The sequence below is a fragment of the Pseudomonas sp. 21LCFQ02 genome (assembly GCF_024129895.2).
Taxonomy (GTDB): domain Bacteria; phylum Pseudomonadota; class Gammaproteobacteria; order Pseudomonadales; family Pseudomonadaceae; genus Aquipseudomonas.
On record NZ_CM178749.1, the window covers coordinates 5,464,096 to 5,482,500 of the forward strand.

The window sequence follows — 18,405 nt, forward strand, 5'->3', positions numbered from 1 at the left end:
AAGACTGACCGGTCGCCAATGCCTGGCATGGCGACCCTGTACCGGCTGACGCCGCCCCTTCCATGAAGGGGCCGAGCGAAGCAGGTACCACCGGATTCCATTAGCCACGCCCGCTGACAACGGGCCAACGAAGAACTTTGAACCATGGCCACTATCCACGTAGACGGCAAAGCGCTCGAAGTCAACGGTGCGGACAACCTGCTACAGGCTTGTCTGTCCCTGGGCCTCGACATTCCGTATTTCTGCTGGCACCCCGCGCTGGGTAGCGTCGGTGCCTGCCGCCAGTGCGCGGTCAAGCAGTACAACGATGAAAACGATACCCGCGGCCGGATCGTCATGTCCTGCATGACCCCTGCCACCGACAACACCTGGATCTCCATCGAAGATGAAGAGTCCAAGGCGTTCCGCGCCAGTGTCGTCGAATGGCTGATGACCAACCACCCGCATGACTGCCCGGTCTGCGAGGAAGGCGGTCACTGCCACCTGCAAGACATGACCGTGATGACCGGCCACAACGAGCGCCGCTATCGCTTTACCAAGCGCACGCACCAGAATCAGGACCTGGGGCCGTTCGTCGCTCACGAGATGAACCGCTGCATCGCCTGCTACCGCTGCGTGCGTTACTACAAGGACTACGCCGGCGGCACCGACCTGGGCGTGTATGGCGCTCACGACAACGTGTACTTCGGTCGCGTTGAAGACGGCGTGCTGGAGAGCGAGTTTTCCGGCAACCTGACCGAGGTCTGCCCGACCGGCGTGTTCACCGACAAGACCCACTCCGAGCGCTACAACCGCAAGTGGGACATGCAGTTTGCCCCGAGCATCTGCCATGGCTGCTCCAGCGGCTGCAACATCAGCCCCGGTGAGCGTTATGGCGAACTGCGGCGCATCGAAAACCGTTTCAACGGATCGGTGAACCAGTACTTTCTGTGCGACCGTGGCCGTTTCGGCTATGGCTACGTCAACCGCAAGGATCGTCCGCGCCAGCCGCTGCTGAACAAGGGCCAGGAGCAGCTGAAACTGAGCCTGGACGACGCGCTGGACACCGCCGCCGACCTGCTGCGCGGGCGTAACATCGTTGGTATCGGCTCGCCACGCGCCAGCCTGGAAGGCAACTACGCGCTGCGCGAACTGGTCGGTGCCGAGCACTTCTACAGCGGTATTGAAGCCGGTGAGCTTGAGCGCGTGCGCCTGATCGCCCAGGTATTGAGCGACAGCCCGCTGCCGGTGCCGAACATGCGTGACATCGAAGATCACGACGCGATCTTCATTCTTGGCGAAGACCTGACCCAGACGGCTGCCCGGGTCGCCCTGGCCGTGCGTCAGGCGGTCAAGGGCAAGGCCCGCGACATGGCCGCCGCCATGAAGGTCCAGCCATGGCTTGATGCTGCGGTGCGTAACATTGCCCAGCACGAACTGAACCCGCTGTTCATTGCCAGCCTGACAGACACCCGTCTGGACGACGTGGCCGAGCACTGCGTGCACGCCGCGCCAGACGACCTCGCCCGTCTCGGCTTTGCCGTGGCCCACGCCATCGACGCCAGCGCCCCGGCTGTTGCTGGCCTGGACGCCGAAGCGCTGGAACTGGTGAAAACCATCGCCGATGCGTTGCTGGCCGCCAAACGCCCACTGATCATCTCCGGCGGTTCGCTGGGCTCCAAGGCCATGATCGAAGCCGCCGCCAACATCGCCAAGGCACTGAAACTGCGCGAGAAAGAAGGCTCGCTGAGCCTGGTGGTGCCGGAAGCCAACAGCATGGGCCTGGCCCTGCTCGGTGGTGATTCGCTCGATGCTGCGCTGCAGCAGGTGATCTCGGGTCAGGCCGACGCCATCGTGGTGCTGGAAAACGACCTGTACAGCCGTACCGATGCCGCCACCGTGGACGCCGCACTGAACGCGGCCAAGGTAGTGATCGTTGCCGATCACCAGAAGACCGCGACCGCCGACCGTGCCCATCTGGTCCTGCCAGCGGCCAGCTTCGCTGAAGGCGATGGCACCCTGGTCAGCCAGGAAGGCCGCGCCCAGCGTTTCTTCCAGGTGTTCGATCCGACCTATCTGGACGCCAGCATTCTGGTCCACGAAGGCTGGCGCTGGCTGCACGCGCTGCGTTCGACCCTGCTCAATCAGCCGGTGGACTGGACCCAGCTCGACCAGGTCACCGAAGCCTGCGCCGCGGCCAACCCCCGCCTGGCAGGTATTGTCGATGCCGCACCGTCCGCGTCGTTCCGTATCAAAGGTCTGAAGCTGGCTCGCGAACCGCTGCGTTACAGCGGCCGGACCTCGATGCGCGCCAATATCAGCGTGCACGAGCCGCGCACGCCACAAGACAAGGACACGGCGTTCTCGTTCTCGATGGAAGGTTATTCGGGCTCGGTCGAACCACGCCAGCAGGTGCCATTCGCCTGGTCACCGGGCTGGAACTCACCGCAGGCCTGGAACAAGTTCCAGGACGAGGTCGGCGGTCATCTGCGTGCCGGTGACCCGGGCGTGCGTCTGATCGAAAGCACCGGCGACAAGCTGAGCTGGTTTGCCAGCGTGCCACGCGCCTTCGCTCCGGCGCAGGGTAGCTGGCAAGCGGTGCCGTTCTACCACCTGTTCGGCAGCGAAGAGAATTCTTCGAAAGCCGCACCGGTGCAAGAGCGCATCCCGGCTGCTTACGTTGCACTGGCCAAAGCAGAAGCCGATCGTCTGGGCGTCAACGAGGGCGCGCTGGTCAGCCTGGAGGTGGCCGGCCAGACCCTGCGTCTGCCGCTGCGCATCAATGAAGAACTGGGCGCTGGCCTGGTCGCCCTGCCGGTCGGTCTGGCAGGCATTCCGCCGGCGTTTTCCGGCAAATCCGTGGCCGGTCTGCAGGAGGCAGCGCAATGAGCTGGTTCACCCCTGAAGTGATCGATGTGATCATTGCGGTCCTCAAGGCCATCGTCATCCTGCTTGCCGTGGTCATCAGCGGCGCGTTGCTCAGCTTCGTCGAGCGACGCCTGCTGGGCTGGTGGCAGGACCGCTATGGCCCGAACCGGGTTGGCCCGTTCGGTATGTTCCAGATCGCTGCCGACATGCTGAAGATGTTCTTCAAAGAAGACTGGATGCCGCCGTTTGCCGACAAGGTGATCTTCACCCTGGCACCGGTGGTGGCCATGAGCGCCTTGCTGATCTCGTTCATCGTCATCCCGATCACCCCGACCTGGGGTGTCGCAGACCTGAACATCGGCCTGCTGTTCTTCTTCGCGATGGCGGGTCTGTCGGTGTACGCAGTGCTGTTCGCCGGTTGGTCGAGTAACAACAAGTACGCCTTGCTGGGCAGCCTGCGGGCCTCGGCCCAGACCGTGTCGTACGAAGTGTTCATGGGTCTTGCGCTGATGGGCGTGGTGGTTCAGGCCGGCTCGTTCAACATGCGCGACATCGTCGAGTATCAGGCGCAGAACCTGTGGTTCATCATTCCACAGTTCCTCGGCTTCTGTACGTTCTTCGTCGCTGGCGTCGCCGTGACTCACCGTCACCCGTTCGACCAGCCCGAAGCCGAGCAAGAACTGGCCGACGGTTACCACATTGAATATGCCGGCATGAAATGGGGCATGTTCTTCGTCGGCGAGTACATCGGCATCGTGCTGATCTCGGCGCTGCTGGTCACCCTGTTCTTCGGTGGCTGGCATGGTCCGTTCGGTATCCTGCCGCAGATCCCCTTCATCTGGTTCGCTTTGAAGACCGCGTTCTTCATCATGCTGTTCATCCTGCTGCGCGCTTCGATTCCGCGCCCGCGCTATGACCAGGTGATGGATTTCAGCTGGAAATTCTGCCTGCCGCTGACCCTGATCAATTTGCTGGTGACTGCCGCGATCGTGTTGCTCAACACGCCGGCAGGCGCGGTTCAGTGAGGTAACTGACCCATGTTCAAATATATTGGCGACATCGTTAAGGGTACCGGTACCCAGTTGCGCAGCCTGGTGATGATTTTCGGTCACGGCTTTCGCAAGCGCGACACCCTGCAATACCCGGAAGAACCGGTTTATCTGGCACCACGCTATCGCGGCCGGATCGTCCTGACCCGCGACCCCGACGGTGAAGAACGCTGCGTGGCCTGCAACCTGTGCGCCGTGGCCTGCCCGGTCGGCTGCATCGCCTTGCAGAAGACCGAGGCCGAAGACGGTCGCTGGTACCCGGAGTTCTTCCGCATCAACTTCTCGCGCTGCATTTTCTGCGGCCTGTGCGAAGAAGCCTGCCCGACTACCGCGATCCAGTTGACCCCGGATTTCGAAATGGCTGACTTCAAGCGCCAAGACCTGGTGTACGAGAAAGAAGACCTGCTGATTTCCGGCCCCGGCAAGAACCCCGACTATAACTTCTATCGCGTTGCCGGCATGGCAATCTCCGGCAAGCCCAAAGGCGCCGCGCAGAGTGAAGCCGAACCGATCAACGTCAAGAGCTTGCTGCCTTAAGGAAGTCCAGATGGAATTCGCTTTCTACTTTGCATCCGGCATTGCTGTCGTGTCGACCTTACGGGTCATCACGAACACCAATCCCGTGCATGCCCTGCTCTACCTGATCATCTCACTGATCGCCGTGGCTATGACCTTCTTCAGCCTCGGCGCACCATTTGCCGGGGTGCTGGAAATCATCGCCTACGCTGGCGCGATCATGGTTCTGTTCGTGTTCGTGGTCATGATGCTCAATCTGGGCCCTGCCTCGGTGCAGCAAGAACGTAACTGGTTCAAGCCTGGGATCTGGGCGGGACCTGTGTTCCTGGGCGGCATGCTGCTGTTCCAACTGCTGTATGTGCTGTTTGCCAACCCGAGCGGTGCCGGCCTGGGCCACACCACAGTGGACGCCAAGGCCGTCGGCATCAGCCTGTTCGGTCCTTACCTGCTGGTGGTGGAACTGGCCTCGATGCTGCTGCTGGCGGCTGCCGTGACCGCATTCCACCTTGGCCGTACCGATACCAAGGAAGAAGGAGCCCAGCCATGAATGCAATTCCTCTCGAACACGGCCTGGCGGTTGCCGGGGTGCTGTTCTGCCTTGGCCTGGTCGGCCTGATGGTGCGCCGCAACATCCTTTTCGTGCTGATGAGCCTGGAAATCATGATGAATGCCGCCGCCCTGGCATTCGTGGTAGCCGGTAGCCGCTGGGGTCAACCGGATGGACAGGTAATGTTCATTCTGGTGATCAGCCTTGCAGCTGCCGAGGCCAGTATCGGCCTGGCGATCCTGATGCAGCTGTATCGCCGCTTCCACACTCTCGATATCGATGCTGCCAGCGAGATGCGCGGATGAACCTTCTCTTTCTGACTTTTGTATTTCCCCTGATCGGTTGGCTGCTGCTGTCGTTCTCCCGTGGCCGTATCTCGGAGAACCTCGCGGCACTGATCGGCGTCGGCTCGGTCGGCCTGTCGGCCATTGTCACTGCCTGGATCATCTGGCAGTTCAACGTCGCACCACCCGAAGGCGGCCACTACACCCAGGTGCTGTGGCGCTGGATGGACGTGGACGGCTTCAGCCCCAACTTCGCCCTGTACCTGGACGGCCTGTCGGTCACCATGCTCGGCGTGGTGGTCGGGGTGGGCTTTCTGATCCATCTGTTCGCCTCCTGGTACATGCGCGGCGAAGAGGGCTACTCGCGCTTCTTCTCCTACACCAACCTGTTTATTGCCAGCATGTTGTTCCTGATCCTGGGCGACAACCTGCTGTTCATCTACTTCGGTTGGGAAGGCGTGGGCCTGTGCAGCTACCTGCTGATCGGTTTCTACTATGGCCAGCGCAAGAATGGCGATGCCGCACTGAAAGCCTTCATCGTCACCCGGATCGGCGACGTGTTCATGGCGATCGGTCTGTTCATCCTGTTCCAGCAACTGGGCACCCTGAATATCCAGGAACTGCTGGTGCGTGCGCCTGAGCACTTCAAGGCCGGCGACTTCTGGATCGTGCTGGCGACCCTGATGCTGCTTGGCGGTGCCGTAGGTAAATCCGCGCAACTGCCGCTGCAGACCTGGCTGGCTGATGCAATGGCCGGTCCTACTCCGGTTTCGGCACTGATTCACGCCGCGACCATGGTCACCGCCGGCGTGTACCTGATCGCCCGTACCCACGGTCTGTTCGTCCTGGCGCCGGATATCCTGCATCTGGTCGGCGTCGTCGGTGGTGTGACGCTAGTACTGGCCGGCTTCGCCGCGCTGGTACAGACCGACATCAAGCGGATTCTCGCCTACTCGACCATGAGCCAGATCGGCTACATGTTCCTGGCCCTGGGCGTCGGTGCCTGGGAAGGTGCGATCTTCCACCTGATGACCCACGCGTTCTTCAAGGCCCTGCTGTTCCTTGCCTCCGGTGCGGTGATCGTCGCCTGCCACCACGAGCAGAACATCTTCAAGATGGGTGGCTTGTGGAAGAAACTGCCTCTGGCCTACGCCAGCTTCATCGTCGGCGGCGCCGCCCTGGCCGCCCTGCCGCTGCTGACCGCCGGTTTCTATTCCAAGGACGAGATCCTCTGGGAGGCTTTCGCCAGCGGCCATACCGGCCTGCTGTATGCCGGTCTTGCCGGTGCGTTCATGACCTCGATCTACACCTTCCGGCTGATCTTCATCGCCTTCCACGGCGAGGCCAAGACCGAAGCTCATGCAGGCCATGGCATCTCGCACTGGCTGCCACTGTCGGTGCTGATCGTGCTGTCGACCTTCATCGGTGCCTGGATCACTCCACCACTGGCAGGCGTGCTGCCGCAAAGCGTCGGCCATGCCGGCGGCGATGCCAAGCACAGTCTGGAGATCGCTTCGGGGGCCATTGCCATTGCCGGTATCGTGCTCGCCGCGCTGCTGTTCCTGGGCAAACGCACTCTGGCTACCGCCATCGCCAACAGCCGTATCGGCCGTTTGCTCTCGGCTTGGTGGTTCGCCGCCTGGGGCTTCGACTGGATCTACGACAAACTGTTCGTCAAGCCATACCTGGCGATCAGTCACTTGCTGCGCAGTGATCCGTTCGACCGTCTCATTGGTGTGATCCCGCGTCTGGTCAAAGGCGGTCATGTTTCCATGAGCCGCACCGAGACTGGTCAGCTTCGTTGGTACGCTGCCTCGATCGCGTTTGGTGCCGTTCTGGTACTGGGCGGCATTCTGGTTGCGGTCTGACATGAACCTTGCGAATTTGCGAAAGGAATTGAGCCCGTCATGATTCTGCCTTGGCTAATCCTGATCCCCTTTATCGGCGGCCTGCTCTGCTGGCAGTTCGAGCGCGTCAGCGCGACAATGCCACGCTGGATCGCGCTGGCGACCATGTCCCTGCTGCTGGGCCTCGGCCTGTGGCTGTGGGCTGTCGGCAACTACACCCTGGCCCCTGCGCCGGGCGGTAATCCTGCCTGGGCCCTGGAATTCCAGGCCCAGTGGATCACCCGCTTCGGTATCAGCCTGCACCTGGCGCTCGATGGCCTGTCGCTGCTGATGATCATGCTCACCGGCCTGCTCGGTGTGCTGTCGGTGCTGTGTTCGTGGAAAGAGATCGACCGCAAGGTCGGCTTCTTCCACCTCAACCTGATGTGGATCCTCGGTGGCGTGGTCGGTGTGTTCCTGGCCATCGACCTGTTCCTGTTCTTCTTCTTCTGGGAAATGATGCTGGTGCCGATGTATTTCCTCATCGCACTCTGGGGTCACAGCTCCTCGGACGGCAAGAAGACCCGGATTTACGCCGCGACCAAGTTCTTCATCTTCACCCAGGCCAGCGGCCTGATCATGCTGGTGGCGATCCTTGGTCTGGTTCTGGTGCATTACAACCAGACCGGCACCCTGACCTTCGCCTATGCCGAGCTGCTCAAAACGCAACTGGCACCTGGCACCGAGTACATCCTGATGCTGGGCTTCTTCATCGCTTTCGCGGTGAAGCTGCCGGTGGTGCCGCTGCACTCGTGGCTGCCTGACGCTCACGCCCAGGCGCCGACCGCAGGTTCCGTGGACCTGGCCGGTATCCTGCTGAAAACTGCTGCATACGGCCTGTTGCGCTTTGCTCTGCCGCTGTTTCCGAATGCTTCGGCAGAGTTCGCGCCGATTGCCATGACCCTGGGTCTGGTCGGGATTTTCTACGGTGCCTTCCTGGCGTTCGCCCAGAGCGACATCAAGCGCCTGATCGCGTTCTCCAGCGTCTCGCACATGGGCTTCGTGCTGATCGGTATCTACTCGGGCAGCCAGCAAGCCCTGCAGGGCGTGGTGATCCAGATGATCGCCCACGGCCTGTCGGCAGCGGCACTGTTCATCCTCAGCGGCCAGTTGTACGAGCGTCTGCACACCCGTGACATGCGCCAGATGGGTGGCCTGTGGTCGCGCATTCCTTACCTGCCGGCAATCAGCCTGTTCTTCGCAGCCGCGTCGCTGGGCCTGCCCGGCACCGGTAACTTCGTCGGTGAGTTCCTGATCCTGCTGGGTGCCTTCGTCAGCTCGCCATGGGTCACTGCCATCGCCACCTCCGGTCTGGTGTTCGGTTCGGTCTATTCGCTGATCATGATCCACCGCGCCTACTTCGGCCCGTCGCAGTCCGATGCGGTCTACAAGGGCCTGGATGCACGGGAAATGATCATGGTGCTGGGTCTTGCCGTCCTGCTGATCGTGCTCGGGGTCTACCCGCAGCCGTTCCTGGACACTTCGGCGTCGACCATGCACGGCGTGCAGCAATGGCTAGGCACTGCCTTCACTCAACTCGCTTCGGCCCGGTAAGAGCGCTATGGACCTGACGATTCAACACTTTATTGCGCTAGGCCCTCTGCTGATCACCAGTATCACCCTTGTGGTGGTGATGCTGGCCATCGCATGGCGCCGCAATCACTCGCAAACCTTCCTGCTCAGCGTGGCCGGCCTGAACCTGGCCCTGCTGTCGGTTTACCCGGCCCTGAAGGTCGCGCCACTGGTGGTCACCCCACTGCTGCTGGTCGATCCGTTCGCCTGCTTCTACATGGCGCTGATCCTCGCTTCGACCCTGGCTTGCGTGACCATGGCTCATGCCTATCTGGGTGATGACAAGACCGGCTATCCAGGCAACCGCGAAGAACTGTACCTGCTGATTCTGCTGGCGGCAGCCGGCGGCATGGTGCTGGTCTGCGCGCAGAACCTGGCCGGCCTGTTCATCGGCCTGGAATTGCTCTCGGTACCGGTCTATGGCCTGGTAGCCTATGCGTTCTTCAACAAGCGTTCGCTGGAAGCCGGTATCAAGTACATGGTGCTGTCGGCAGCCGGCTCAGCGTTCCTGCTGTTCGGCATGGCACTGCTGTACGCCGAAGCCGGCAGCCTGAGCTTCGACGCGATCGGCAAGGCGCTGGAGGCCACAGGCTTGCCTAGCCCGATTGCCAGCATGGGTCTGGGCATGATGGTCATCGGCCTGGGCTTCAAGCTCTCGCTGGTGCCGTTCCACCTCTGGACGCCAGACGTTTATGAAGGTGCTCCGGCGCCGGTCGCGGCCTTCCTGGCCACTGCCAGCAAGGTGGCGGTGTTCGCGGTGCTGGTGCGGCTGTTCCAGATGTCGCCGGCGGCAAGCGGCGGTGTGGTGCTGGACGTGCTGGCGGTTGTGGCCGTGGCATCCATCCTGGTCGGCAACCTGCTGGCACTGGTGCAGAACAACCTCAAGCGGCTGCTGGGTTACTCCTCGATCGCCCACTTCGGTTACCTGATGATCGCGCTGGTGGCAAGCAAGGGCATGGCGGTAGAAGCCATCGGCGTGTACCTGACCACCTATGTGCTGACCTCGCTGGGCAGCTTCGGTGTGATCACCATGATGTCCTCGCCGTACAGCGGCCGTGACGCTGATGCCATGTTCGAGTACCGCGGCCTGTTCTGGCGTCGTCCATACCTGACCGCAGTGATGACCCTGATGATGCTGTCGCTGGCGGGTATTCCGCTCACTGCAGGCTTCATCGGCAAGTTCTACATCATCGCTGCCGGTGTCGAGTCGCACCTGTGGTGGCTGATCGGTACGCTGGTGCTGGGTAGCGCCATCGGCGTGTTCTACTACCTGCGGGTGATGGTCACCATGTACCTGGTCGACAACAAGCTGCCGCGTCATGACGCCGCCTTCAACTGGGCACAGCGTACCGGCGGTGTGATGCTGCTGGCCGTGGCGATCCTGACCTTCGTGCTGGGTGTGTACCCGCAGCCGTTGCTGGATCTGGTACTTAGTACCGGCCTGCAAGTACCGAGCTGATTCACTGCGCATAAAAAAACCCTGCCTCGGCAGGGTTTTTTATTGCCTGGGTTTTTTTAACCCGGCAGGCGTACCGGGCGTTTATTGCTGCTGAACAGTGCCCAGGACGACATGAACAGGGCAGCGATCAACGGCCCGATGACAAAGCCATTGAGGCCAAATACCGACATGCCGCCCAGGGTGCTGATCAGGATCAGGTAGTCCGGCATCCGAGTGTCCTTGCCGACCAGTACCGGGCGCAGCACGTTATCTACCAGGCCGATCACAAACACGCCGAACAAGGCCAGTACCACACCTTGCCAGATCATCCCGCTGAGCAGGAAGTACACTGCCACCGGCGCCCAGACAATCCCTGCACCCACCGCCGGCAACAGCGACAGGAAGGCCATGATCACTGCCCAGAGCAACGCACTGGGAATATCGAGGAACCAGAAGATAAGGCCACCCAGCGCGCCCTGGGTGACCGCAACCACCAGGTTGCCCTTGACCGTGGCGCGCACCACGCGGGTGAACTTCAATTGCAGGCGGCGCTTGTGCTGGTCTGCCAATGGCGCTGCATTGCGCATCTTGCGGACCAGTTCCTGACCGTCACGCAGGAAAAAGAACAGCAGGTAAAGCATGATGAAGAAGCTGACCACAAAATCGAAAGTGCCCTGACCAAAACTGAACGCCTGGCCGGCCAGGTATTGGCTGCCTTGCATGGCCCCCTTGGAGATTTTGTCGCGCAAGCCGTTGAAATCGCCCATGCCCATCCGGTCCAGCAGACGCTGCCCTGAGGCCGGCAACAGTTCCTTGTACTCGGTCAGGTACTGCGCGACATCCAGCTTGCCGCTCTCGACATTCTTGTACAGCAGCGCGCCTTCCTGAACCAACATGGCGCTGATCACGATCACCGGCAAAATGGCGATGACCAGACAGATTCCCAAGGTCAGCAACGAGATACGGTTACGTGGCCAGCCCAGCTTGAGTTGCAGGCGACGCTGCATGGGGGAAAAGATAATGGCCAGGATCACCGCCCAGAATACCGCGCCATAGAACGGCAGCAGGATCCAGATAAAAGCGATGCTGACCAGCACCAACAGGAGCAGAAAGGTCTTGTAATGCAGGGAGGTTTCGTTCATGTCTCATCCGTGTCGTCAGGCTGGCTAGATGCCCGCTCAGAGCATTAGTCAGCCACGACACGCAGGAGTGCCCCGAAGCCTTCGGGCAATGGTTCAGACGCGAAATTGTGCCGCCAGCCCTCCCAGCCGCTGGCCGAGATCGGACAGGCTGCGTGAAGTGATCGCGCTCTGGCGGGTTTCCTCAGCAACGCTGTCCACTGCTACGGCGATCTGGTGCACGCTGCGGTTGATCTCTTCGGCCACGGCAGTCTGCTCCTCTGCGGCGCTGGCAATCTGCGCGTTCATCGCGTTGATGGTGGCGATCAGTTCACCAATGGTGACCAGCGAACGGCCGGCTTCGTTGGCCTGCACCGAGGTGCCCTCCCCCGCCTCACTGGAACGCCGCATGGCACTGACTGCCTCTTGAGTGCCAGACTGCAGACGGTCGATCATGCCCTGGATTTCCTGAGTGCTCTGCTGGGTTCGGCTAGCCAGCGCCCGAACCTCATCGGCAACCACGGCAAAGCCACGTCCCGCCTCGCCGGCCCGCGCCGCTTCGATGGCTGCGTTGAGCGCCAACAGGTTGGTCTGCTCGGCAATCGAACGAATCACCCCCAGAACGCTGACAATCGACCCGACGTCTTGCTGCAGGCTGTCGAGCGACACACCACTTTTGCGAATGTCTTCGACCAGCGAATGGATCTGCACAATGCTGCCGTCCACCACCCGCTTGGCAGTACGCCCCTGCTCGTCGGTCTGCTGCGCGGCGTTCGAGGCATTTTGCGCGCTGCTGGCCACCTCGTGGGCAGCTGCAGACATCTGGTTGATGGCAGTGGCCACCTGATCGGTTTCGTAGCGCTGGCGCTCCATGGCCTGCTCAGAGCGCTGAGCCTGGGAGGACACCTCAGCCACCAGCCCGGTGAGTTGCGAGGTCACTTCGGTCATTTGCCGCACCAACGAATGGATCTTGTCGACAAAGCGATTGAAAGAACCGGCAAGCTCGCCCAACTCGTCCTGACTGGTGACAGGCAGACGGCGGGTCAGGTCGCCTTCGCCGGCGGCAATATCGTCAAGGCTGGCTTTCATCAGGCGCAGTGGGCGCAGCAGCGTGCCTGTCACCAGCACGCCAATCACGCTGATGATGACCAGCACCACCAAAGTAATGCCGACAATGCTGTAGAGCATGTCCTGCAGGCGAGCATCGACATTCTTGCGCACCTGTTCGACCTGGGCCTCGATGCCATCAAGGTTGACCGCGCTGCCAACCACCAGGTCCCACTTGGGCAGGTATTCGGTGTAACCCACTTTAGGTACCGGTTCGCTCTTGCCCGGCAATGCCGAGGCGTAGCGCACGTAGTGAGTACCGTTTTTAGCCACCGCCACCAGTTCGCGGTTCAGGTAGATGCCGTTGGGGTCCTTGGTGTCCTTGAAGCTCTTGCCCAGACCATCGGTGCTGTTACTGCGAAAGATCCGGATAATCTCCGAATCATAGCCGAACAGATAACCGTCTTTGCCGTAGCTGACAGAGGCAAACTGCTTGATCGCAGCGGCGCGGGGCGCTTCATCGCCAGGCGCGGCAGCATCGTAAAGGGGTTTGATCGCACTGATGGCGACGGAGACGTGATCCTTGAGATTGCTTTTGGCTTCTTCAAGCAGACGTTCACGGGTCTCGTTGACCTCTATATCAGCCTGTTGGTGGAGGATATAGATCGTCGAGGCACTGACGACCAGGGCGAATAACAGAACCGGCGCAATCGCCAGTGACAGCACTTTGGCCTTGAGATTGGGTCGCATGATCTTTGCCTTATCGTTATTGTCGTTCTTGAAACAAGCGCTCTTGATCAGCTATCGACTGATAGCCAGGAAACTGATGCCCCTTTGGCAATTCATTTACGTTCTGGCAAATCGATACGGACGCGTAGCCCGTCTGCCGGGCTCACCAGCAGTTGCAATGTGCCACCCCATGTTTCCACGATATCACGAACAATGCCCAAGCCAAGCCCGTGGCCGCTAATCTGTTCATCCAGACGGGTTCCTCGGCTGAAAACCCCTTCACGGCGTGACTCAGGAATACCCGGACCGTCGTCATCAATCAACAGGCATGTTCCTGCTGCGCTGACACTGATGCTCAGGCTCACCTCGCTGTCGGCCCATTTGCAGGCGTTGTCCAGCAGATTGCCGAGCAGCTCGAGCAAATCCTCGCGATCCCAGGGCAGCGTCAGCCCGGTTGGGGTGTCGTTGATCAGTTGCAAGTGTTCGCCATGGATCATATTCAGGGTGCTGAACAGTGCCGGAAGCTCCACATCGCAATCAAAGCGTGCCCCCGGTAACGCATCTCCCGACAGGCGTGCACGATTAAGCTCACGTTCAAGACGCTGCTGAATCTGTTGCAGTTGCTCATGCAAGGTCTTGCGCAGCGCAGGCTGGGACTCCAGCGCCGGGCTGGACGCAATGCTGAGCAGCACCGCCAACGGAGTCTTGAGTGCATGGCCAAGATTGCCCAAGGCATTGCGCGAACGTTTGAGGCTGTCTTCAGTGTGGGCAAGCAGATGGTTGATCTGGTCGACCAAGGGCTCAAGCTCACGAGGCACCTGATCATCAAGTTGCGAACGCTGGCCCTGCTGCAACTGAAAGATCTGTTCACGTACGGTATTGAGAGGCCGCAGTGCCCTGCGCACAGTAACCCGCTGCAAGCCCAAAACCAGTAACAACGCCGCCAGCCCCAGCCCCATGCCAATCTGCTGCACGCGCTTGAAGGTCTGGCGTACTGGCGTGTAGTCCTGCGCGACGCTGATGGAGAACTGCTGGCCGAACTTGCGGTAATCGGCTGTCAGGACCAATAACGACTGGCCAGTCTCGCCCAGTTCGAGGTCGCTGTGCAGCCCTGTGCTCTGTGGCTTGGGCAGCTCGAAATCCCACAAGGATCGCGAGCGCCAGTGGCCATCGGCAAAATCGACGCGAAAGTAGTGCCCCGAGAAAGGCCGATGGTAGGCGCCGGACAACCGCTGCTCGTCAAGCTGCAAGCCCACCGGGCCGCGCACGATAGCGACCAGCAGGTTCTCACTCTCGTTGCGCAGTCCTGACTCCAGATAACGCTGCAGGCCCAGCTCGAACAACCACAGACTGGTCTGCGCCATGACCAGGCCGATCACCAGCATGATCGCGACCAGCCCCAGGCTCAGACGTCGCTGGATGGACCTCAACCGCCAGCCCCACCATACAGATAACCCTGACCGCGGCGGGTTTCGATCACTGAGCGGCCCAGCTTGCGGCGCAAGTGATTGACGTGAACCTCGATGACATTGGAATCACGCTCGCTCTCGCCGTCGTAGAGATGCTCGGCCAGATGACTCTTGGAAAGGATCTGCTCCGGGTGCAGCATGAAGTAGCGCAGCAAGCGGAACTCTGCGGAAGTCAGCTGGATATCGACGCCGTCGCGTGCCACCGATTGCCGTCCCTCATCCAGGTGCAAGCCGGCCGACTCCAGTTTCGGCTGATTAGCCAGGCCCCGGGCGCGGCGCAGCAGGCCCTGAATGCGCAATTGCAGTTCTTCAGGATGAAAAGGCTTGGTCAGGTAATCGTCTGCACCGGCCTTGAGCCCCTCTATGCGCTCTGACCAGGAGCCGCGCGCGGTCAACACCAGCACCGGCGTCGCCAGACCGTTGCTGCGCCAGTGCGCCAGAACTTCCAGGCCGGGTATGCCCGGCAATCCCAAATCAAGCACGATGAGGTCATAGGGCTCGCTCAGGCCCTGATACTGCGCATCCCGGCCATCTGCCAACCAGTCAACCGCATAACCCTGGCGGGCCAGGGTCGCCATTAGCTCATCAGCCAGAGATACATGGTCTTCAACCAGCAACAGACGCATCAGTCATCTTCCTCGTCTTTGAGTAACCGACTGTCACGGGCATCGAACTTGAGTTCACGTACCACGCCTTCAGGAGTAACCAATTCAACCTCATAGACATACACATCGTTCTTTTCTTCGAGTTCGGCCTCAAGCAACCTGGCGCCGGGATACCGCGCCAAGGCCTGCCCGATGAACTGTTCGAGTGGCAGAATAACGCCACGCTGGCGCAGTTGCAGGGCTTCATCCTGGTCAAGGTCGCGGGCCTGAACCAAGGCGCAGGTAAACAGCAGACCCAGTAATGCGATACGACGCTTAGCAGCAGTCATCAATTATCCTGATGGTTCTTGTAGATCTGCCCGGTTACCGCATCGAGTTCCAGATCCCATTCAATGCCCTTAGTATCGCGCAATTCCACCTGGTAAACATATTTGCCGTATTCACTTTCGAGCTCAGTATCGGTAATGCTCGAACCAGGATGAGCGGCCAGCGCAACGGCATTGAGTTTCTCGAACGACTGGATAACACCGGTATCTCTGAGTCGCAGGGCTTCATCCGGACCCAGGTCCCTGGCCTGTGCCAGATTGGCCGTCATGGCCCAGGCAAGGGCAGTTGTAAAGGTCAGCAAAGCTTTCATTGTTGGCTCCATGGTCAGCTAATGTTGATGCCGTCACCATACCTTCAGGAACTTAATTCAAACTGAATGACTCTGGCCACATGCCATTAGCTTTGCAATGGTACTGATCATGCCGTGTTGAGTGTATTGCTGTTACACTCGTGTGCTGTATCTCGTTTCAGAGTCAAGATTTTGGAAATTTTCAAGGAATTCACTTTTGAGTCCGCGCATCGCCTTCCCCACGTGCCGGAAGGCCACAAGTGCGGTCGCCTGCATGGCCACTCATTTCGCGTAGGTATCCATCTGTCCGGCCCGGTCGACCCCCATACCGGCTGGATCCGGGACTTCTCAGAGATCAAGGCGATATTCAAGCCGCTGTACGAGCGACTGGATCACAACTACCTCAATGACATTCCCGGCCTGGAGAACCCGACCAGCGAAAATCTGGCCAAGTGGATCTGGAATGAGTTGAAGCCGCTGTTACCTGAGCTGTCTGCCATTCGTATTCACGAGACCTGCACCAGCGGGTGTGAATACCGAGGCGACTGAAACAGAATTGACGTTGTTGACCGCCCTCTGAGGCGGTCTTTTTTTGCCCGGCAGGAGCGGCCGACTTTTCTTTCACGCAAAGCAAAACCCCCGATCGCAGAGCGATCAGGGGTTCTGTGTTTGAATCTTGACGATGACCTACTCTCACATGGGGAAGCCCCACACTACCATCGGCGATGTATCGTTTCACTACTGAGTTCGGGATGGGATCAGGTGGTTCCAACACTCTATGGTCGTCAAGAAATTCGGTAGCCAGTGCGTTTTCACACGCTGGCAAATTCGGTTATGTGAACATTTTTCGGCGTTTGCTGATCAGCTTTCGGCTGTATCGTCTTCACACACCGCCACTGCTGTGCAGATGGCTTGGGTGTTATATGGTCAAGCCTCACGGGCAATTAGTATGGGTTAGCTCAACGCCTCACAGCGCTTACACACCCCACCTATCAACGTCGTAGTCTTCGACGGCCCTTTAGGGGATTCAAGATCCCAGTGAGATCTCATCTTGAGGCAAGTTTCCCGCTTAGATGCTTTCAGCGGTTATCTTTTCCGAACATAGCTACCCGGCAATGCCACTGGCGTGACAACCGGAACACCAGAGGTTCGTCCACTCCGGTCCTCTCGTACTAGGAGCAGCCCCTCTCAAATCTCAAACGTCCACGGCAGATAGGGACCGAACTGTCTCACGACGTTCTAAACCCAGCTCGCGTACCACTTTAAATGGCGAACAGCCATACCCTTGGGACCGGCTTCAGCCCCAGGATGTGATGAGCCGACATCGAGGTGCCAAACACCGCCGTCGATATGAACTCTTGGGCGGTATCAGCCTGTTATCCCCGGAGTACCTTTTATCCGTTGAGCGATGGCCCTTCCATACAGAACCACCGGATCACTAAGACCTACTTTCGTACCTGCTCGACGTGTGGGTCTCGCAGTCAAGCGCGCTTTTGCCTTTATACTCTACGACCGATTTCCGACCGGTCTGAGCGCACCTTCGTACTCCTCCGTTACTCTTTGGGAGGAGACCGCCCCAGTCAAACTACCCACCATACACTGTCCTCGATCCGGATAACGGACCTGAGTTAGAACCTCAAAGTTGCCAGGGTGGTATTTCAAGGATGGCTCCACGCAGACTGGCGTCCACGCTTCATAGCCTCCCACCTATCCTACACAAGCAAATTCAAAGTCCAGTGCAAAGCTATAGTAAAGGTTCACGGGGTCTTTCCGTCTAGCCGCGGATACACTGCATCTTCACAGCGATTTCAATTTCACTGAGTCTCGGGTGGAGACAGCGCCGCCATCGTTACGCCATTCGTGCAGGTCGGAACTTACCCGACAAGGAATTTCGCTACCTTAGGACCGTTATAGTTACGGCCGCCGTTTACCGGGGCTTCGATCAAGAGCTTCGCTTGCGCTAACCCCATCAATTAACCTTCCGGCACCGGGCAGGCGTCACACCCTATACGTCCACTTTCGTGTTTGCAGAGTGCTGTGTTTTTAATAAACAGTCGCAGCGGCCTGGTATCTTCGACCGGCATGGGCTTACGGAGCAAGTCCTTCACCCTCACCGGCGCACCTTCTCCCGAAGTTACGGTGCCATTTTGCCTAGTTCCTTCACCCGAGTTCTCTCAAGCGCCTTGGTATTCTCTACCTAACCACCTGTGTCGGTTTGGGGTACGGTTCCCGATTATCTGAAGCTTAGGAGCTTTTCCTGGAAGCATGGCATCAACCACTTCATGTTCTAAAGAACACTCGTCATCAGCTCTCGGCCTTGGGATCCCGGATTTGCCTAAGATCCCAGCCTACCACCTTAAACCTGGACAACCAACGCCAGGCTGGCCTAGCCTTCTCCGTCCCTCCATCGCAATAACCGGAAGTACAGGAATATTAACCTGTTTTCCATCGACTACGCTTTTCAGCCTCGCCTTAGGGACCGACTAACCCTGCGTCGATTAACGTTGCGCAGGAAACCTTGGTCTTTCGGCGTGGGAGTTTTTCACTCCCATTGTCGTTACTCATGTCAGCATTCGCACTTCTGATACCTCCAGCAAGCTTCTCAACTCACCTTCACAGGCTTACAGAACGCTCCTCTACCGCATCACCAAAAGGTGATACCCGTAGCTTCGGTGCATGGTT

The 18,405-nt window shown here is 59.6% G+C and carries 15 protein-coding genes and 2 rRNA genes (1 of these 17 only partly in view); 9 read left to right on the top strand and 8 right to left on the bottom strand.

Annotated features, from left to right (window positions below):
- The first annotated feature begins 144 nt into the window (after positions 1–144).
- The 8 genes from nuoG to nuoN are packed head-to-tail and all read left to right on the top strand — an operon-like array spanning position 145 to position 10,160.
- A complete protein-coding gene (gene nuoG, locus NJC40_RS24700) occupies positions 145–2,868 on the top strand; it encodes an NADH-quinone oxidoreductase subunit NuoG (protein ID WP_253141046.1) in 2,724 nt (907 codons plus the stop codon).
- Complete coding sequence (nuoH, locus tag NJC40_RS24705; protein WP_045493172.1) at positions 2,865–3,872, top strand: NADH-quinone oxidoreductase subunit NuoH; 1,008 nt, start codon at positions 2,865–2,867, stop codon at positions 3,870–3,872. The genes nuoG and nuoH overlap by 4 nt, the downstream gene beginning before the upstream one ends.
- Positions 3,873–3,884: 12 nt before the next feature.
- The gene (nuoI, locus tag NJC40_RS24710; RefSeq protein WP_045493175.1) at positions 3,885–4,433 is read left to right on the top strand and encodes an NADH-quinone oxidoreductase subunit NuoI; all 549 of its coding nucleotides are present in this window, start codon (positions 3,885–3,887) and stop codon (positions 4,431–4,433) included.
- Between the two features lie 10 nt (positions 4,434–4,443).
- On the top strand, positions 4,444–4,959 hold the full coding sequence (nuoJ, locus tag NJC40_RS24715) for an NADH-quinone oxidoreductase subunit J (protein ID WP_045493178.1): 516 nt from the start codon (positions 4,444–4,446) through the stop codon (positions 4,957–4,959).
- The gene (nuoK, locus tag NJC40_RS24720) at positions 4,956–5,264 is read left to right on the top strand and encodes an NADH-quinone oxidoreductase subunit NuoK (RefSeq protein ID WP_003317980.1); all 309 of its coding nucleotides are present in this window, start codon (positions 4,956–4,958) and stop codon (positions 5,262–5,264) included. Before nuoJ ends, nuoK begins: the two co-directional genes overlap by 4 nt.
- Positions 5,261–7,111, top strand: a complete 1,851-nt coding sequence (nuoL, locus tag NJC40_RS24725; RefSeq protein WP_045493186.1) for an NADH-quinone oxidoreductase subunit L — start codon at positions 5,261–5,263, stop codon at positions 7,109–7,111. Before nuoK ends, nuoL begins: the two co-directional genes overlap by 4 nt.
- A 39-nt stretch (positions 7,112–7,150) precedes the next feature.
- On the top strand, positions 7,151–8,683 hold the full coding sequence (gene nuoM / locus NJC40_RS24730; RefSeq protein WP_045493189.1) for an NADH-quinone oxidoreductase subunit M: 1,533 nt from the start codon (positions 7,151–7,153) through the stop codon (positions 8,681–8,683).
- A gap of 7 nt (positions 8,684–8,690) precedes the next feature.
- Positions 8,691–10,160, top strand: a complete 1,470-nt coding sequence (nuoN, locus tag NJC40_RS24735) for an NADH-quinone oxidoreductase subunit NuoN (protein WP_045493192.1) — start codon at positions 8,691–8,693, stop codon at positions 10,158–10,160.
- 56 nt (positions 10,161–10,216) lie between these two features.
- Here nuoN and NJC40_RS24740 read toward each other — a convergent pair whose 3' ends face one another.
- From NJC40_RS24740 to NJC40_RS24765, 6 genes are all read right to left on the bottom strand, one after another.
- Complete coding sequence (locus tag NJC40_RS24740; protein WP_045493195.1) at positions 10,217–11,281, bottom strand: AI-2E family transporter; 1,065 nt, start codon at positions 11,279–11,281, stop codon at positions 10,217–10,219.
- Positions 11,282–11,374: 93 nt separating this feature from the next.
- A complete protein-coding gene (gene ctpM, locus NJC40_RS24745) occupies positions 11,375–13,054 on the bottom strand; it encodes a methyl-accepting chemotaxis protein CtpM (protein WP_045493198.1) in 1,680 nt (559 codons plus the stop codon).
- A gap of 92 nt (positions 13,055–13,146) precedes the next feature.
- Positions 13,147–14,463, bottom strand: a complete 1,317-nt coding sequence (locus NJC40_RS24750; protein WP_253141045.1) for a sensor histidine kinase — start codon at positions 14,461–14,463, stop codon at positions 13,147–13,149.
- On the bottom strand, positions 14,460–15,128 hold the full coding sequence (locus NJC40_RS24755; protein WP_045493204.1) for a response regulator transcription factor: 669 nt from the start codon (positions 15,126–15,128) through the stop codon (positions 14,460–14,462). The genes NJC40_RS24750 and NJC40_RS24755 overlap by 4 nt, the downstream gene beginning before the upstream one ends.
- Positions 15,128–15,436, bottom strand: a complete 309-nt coding sequence (locus NJC40_RS24760; RefSeq protein ID WP_253141044.1) for a PepSY domain-containing protein — start codon at positions 15,434–15,436, stop codon at positions 15,128–15,130. Before NJC40_RS24760 ends, NJC40_RS24755 begins: the two co-directional genes overlap by 1 nt.
- The gene (locus tag NJC40_RS24765) at positions 15,436–15,744 is read right to left on the bottom strand and encodes a PepSY domain-containing protein (RefSeq protein WP_253141043.1); all 309 of its coding nucleotides are present in this window, start codon (positions 15,742–15,744) and stop codon (positions 15,436–15,438) included. The genes NJC40_RS24760 and NJC40_RS24765 overlap by 1 nt, the downstream gene beginning before the upstream one ends.
- Before the next feature lie 171 nt (positions 15,745–15,915).
- Between NJC40_RS24765 and queD the strand changes: the two genes are divergently transcribed.
- Positions 15,916–16,272, top strand: coding sequence for a 6-carboxytetrahydropterin synthase QueD (gene queD / locus NJC40_RS24770; protein WP_144403353.1), 357 nt, complete (start codon positions 15,916–15,918; stop codon positions 16,270–16,272).
- A gap of 125 nt (positions 16,273–16,397) precedes the next feature.
- Here the strand turns inward: queD and rrf are convergent.
- Positions 16,398–16,513: ribosomal RNA gene (rrf, locus tag NJC40_RS24775) — 5S ribosomal RNA — on the bottom strand.
- A 133-nt stretch (positions 16,514–16,646) separates the two neighbouring features.
- Positions 16,647–18,405, bottom strand: a 23S ribosomal RNA gene (locus NJC40_RS24780); it runs 1,133 nt beyond the window's last position.